Here is a 3,403-nt window from a genome sequence, read left to right as displayed (position 1 = left end):
CGGCGAGGACGGCGGCCACCATCTCGGGCCCGCGCTCCAGGCAGAGGGCCACGCGCACCTCCGGCCCCACCCCCCGCGAGCGGAGGTCGTGCGCCAGCCGGTTGGCCCGCGCGTTCAATTCCGCGTAGCTCAGGCGCTCGTTCCCGAAGATCACCGCCGTGGCGCCGGGCGCGCGCTCCACCTGCGCCTCGAACAGCTCGTGGATGCACGACGACACCGCGTACTCCGCGCCGGTGCGGTTCCACTCCTCCAGCACCAGGCGCCGCTCCGCCGCGGGGAGCAGCGGGAGCACGTGCACGGCCTGCAGGTCGTCGGCGACGAACGCCTCCAGCACCCGGCGCAGGTGCGCCAGGTGGCGCTCCACGGTCGCCCGGTCGAAGAGCGCCGTCGCATACTTGACGCTTCCCTGGATGCGTTCGTTCGCCTCCCACAGCCCGAGCCAGAGATCGGTCTTGGCATCCACGTGCGCGGACTCCACGGCCACGCCCGCTTCCACCCCCGGGAGCCGCAGGGTGTTGCCCTCTCCCCGGGCCATGTTCTGCCACGCGATCACCACCTGGAAGAGCGGGTGGTGCGACACGCTGCGTACCGGGTCCACCAGCTCCACCACCTGCTCGAAGGGGATGTCCTGGTGGTGCTGCCCGGCGAGCGCCCGCTCCTTCACCCGGCCCAGCAGCTCCGCCACCGTGGGCGCGCCCGACAATTCCAGGCGCAGCGCCAGGGTGTTCACGAAGCAGCCGATCAGCCCCTCGGTCTCGCGCCGTCCGCGGCCCGCCGTCGGCGTGCCGATCACCACGTCGTCCTGGCCCGAGAGCCGGCTGAGCACCACGGCCCACCCGGCCACGAGCGTCATGTACAGCGTGGTGCCGTGCCGCCGCGCCAGCGCATTCAGCCCCGCCGTGAGCGCCTCGTCCAGCTCCACCCCGAGCACCGCCCCCGCATGGTCCACCTGCGCCGGCCGCGGGCGGTCGGTGGGCAGCTCCAGCAGCTCCGGTGCGCCCGCCAGCGTACGCGTCCAGTAGTCCGCCTGCTCGCGGAGGACGTCGCCCTCCATCCACCGGCGCTGCCAGACCGCGTAGTCGGCGTACTGCACCGGCAGCTCGGGAAGGTGCGCCTCCCGCCCCGAGCGATGGGCGGCGTAGAGCGAGGAAAGCTCATCGAAGAGCACGCCGAACGACCAGCCGTCGGTGACCAGGTGGTGCATCGCCAGGACCAGCACGTGGTCGTCGGCCGCCAGCCGGACGAGCCGGCCGCGGACGAGCGGCCCCCGCTCCAGGTCGAAGGGCGCACGGGCCTCTCCGGCGATCAGCCGGTCGAGCTCCGCCTCGGCGTCCGCCCGCCCGCCGAGGTCGTGCTCCACCAGGTGGAACCCGCTCGCCGCCGCGGGGGCGATCCGCTGCACGGGAGCGGCGTCCACCTGCGCGAAGGTGGTGCGCAGTGCCTCGTGGCGGGCCACGACCTCGTCCAGTGCCCGCGCCAGCGCGTCCACGTCCAGTGCGCCGCGCAGGCGCAGCGACTTGTGGAGGTGGTACACGCTCCCCGGGCTCCCCAGCTGCTCCAGGAACCAGAGCCGCTGCTGGGTGAACGACAGCGGCAGCGCCCGTGTACGCTCCACGGGCACCACGGGGGGCAGCACCGGCAGCCCGGCCCCGCGCATCTCCTCCACGCGTGCGGCCATCTCGGCCACGGTGGGCCCTTCGAAGAGCGCGCGCAGCGGCATCTCCACGCCGAATGCCTCGCGCACCTGCGACACCACGCGGGTGGCCAGGAGCGAGTGCCCGCCCAGCTCGAAGAAGCCGTCCTCCACGCCCAGGCGCTCGACGCCCAGCACCTCGGCCCAGATCCCCGCCAGCACCTCCTCGACCGGGGTGCGCGGCGCGACGTAGGTCTCGTCGTCCGGCCCGAACTCCGGCTCCGGCAGCGCCTTGCGGTCCAGCTTGCCGTTGGGGTTCACCGGGAGCGCGTTCATGTGGACGAACGCCGCCGGCACCATGTACTCCGGCAGCCGCTCGGCCAGGTGCGCGCGCAGCACCGCCGCGCCCGCCGGGCTGCCCGTGTAATAGGCCACCAGCCGCGGGTCGCCCATCTCCCCGTCGCGCGCCCGCGCCACCACCACCGCCTCGTGCACGGCCGCGTGCTCGGCCAGCCGCGCCTCGACCTCGCCCAGCTCGATGCGGAACCCGCGCACCTTCACCTGCGAGTCGGCGCGCCCCATGAACTCGATGGTCCCGTCCGGCAGCCACCGCCCCAGGTCGCCCGTGCGGTACAGCCGCGCGCCGGGCGCCCGGCCGAAGGGATCGGGGAGATAGCGCTCCGCCGTCTGCCCCGGCAGCCCCCGGTAGCCGCGCGTGACCCCCGCCCCGCCCAGGTACAGCTCCCCCGTCACCCCCACCGGCACCGGCTCGCCGGCCGCGTCCAGCACGTAGATCGTGGCGTTGGCGATGGGGCGGCCCGGCGGCATGGAGCGGCTGGAGTAGCTCGACAGGTCTGCGCGGGCGAAGTGGTGGGCCGTGATCCCGGTGGCCTCCGTGGAGCCGTACGGGTTCAGGAACACCGGACGGGGCTCCGGCACCCGCGCGAGCTGCCGCGGGTACAGCGGCTCCCCGCCGAAGACCACGATCCGCAGCCCGCCGATCGCTTTCCCCCCGTCCGCCTCCACCAGCGCCTGGAACCCCGTCGGCGTCAGGTTCATCATGGTGATGCCGGACGCCACGATCTGCGCCGTGATCCTGCCCGGCTCGAACGGCTCGCGCGCCAGGTGCACCCGGCCACCCACGAAGAGCGGGGCCAGCAGGTTGCGCTGGGTGAGGTGGAAGCTGAAGGAGGTGACGACCAGCACCGCGTCGCGCTCCGTCATCCCGGTGGCGCCCAGGTACCAGTGCAGCAGGTTGGAAGCGCCCCCGTGCGTCATCATCACCCCCTTGGGCCGCCCCGTGGAGCCCGAGGTGTAGATGACGTACGTCAGGTGCTCCGGCGACAGCGCCGCACGCTCCGGGTTCGTGGCCGGCTGCCCCGCCCACCACGCCGCGTCCTCGTCCAGCGACAGCAGGGGCACGTCCAACTCCGCCAGCCGTGCGGCCAGAGACCCCTGCGTCAGCATGACCACCGGGGCGCTGTCCCGCACCATGTCGAGCAGCCGTTCCCGCGGATAGGCGGGGTCCAGCGGCAGGTACGCGCCCCCCGACTTCAGCACGCCCAGCACGGCCACCACCAGCTCGGGCTCGCGCTCCACGCAGATCCCCACGCGCACGTCGGGGCCCAAGCCCAGGCTCCTCAGGTGGTGCGCCAGCCGGTTGGCCCGGGCGTTCAGCTCGCCGTACGTCAGCTCCCGGTCCTCGAAGACCACCGCCACCGCGCCGGGCGTGCGCCCGGCCTGCGCCTCGAACCGCTCGTGGATGTACGA

General features: G+C 73.8%; 1 protein-coding gene. It reads right to left on the bottom strand.

Annotation, left to right across the window (positions count from 1 at the left end; genetic code table 11):
• Positions 1-3,403: amino acid adenylation domain-containing protein (locus tag VF632_RS14535; RefSeq protein ID WP_331023633.1), on the bottom strand; the 3,403-nt coding region annotated here is incomplete at both ends.

Origin of the sequence: Longimicrobium sp., from assembly GCF_036388275.1 — a bacterium.
Taxonomy (GTDB): Bacteria; Gemmatimonadota; Gemmatimonadetes; order Longimicrobiales; family Longimicrobiaceae; genus Longimicrobium.
This window is presented reverse-complemented; position numbering and strand designations above follow the sequence as displayed.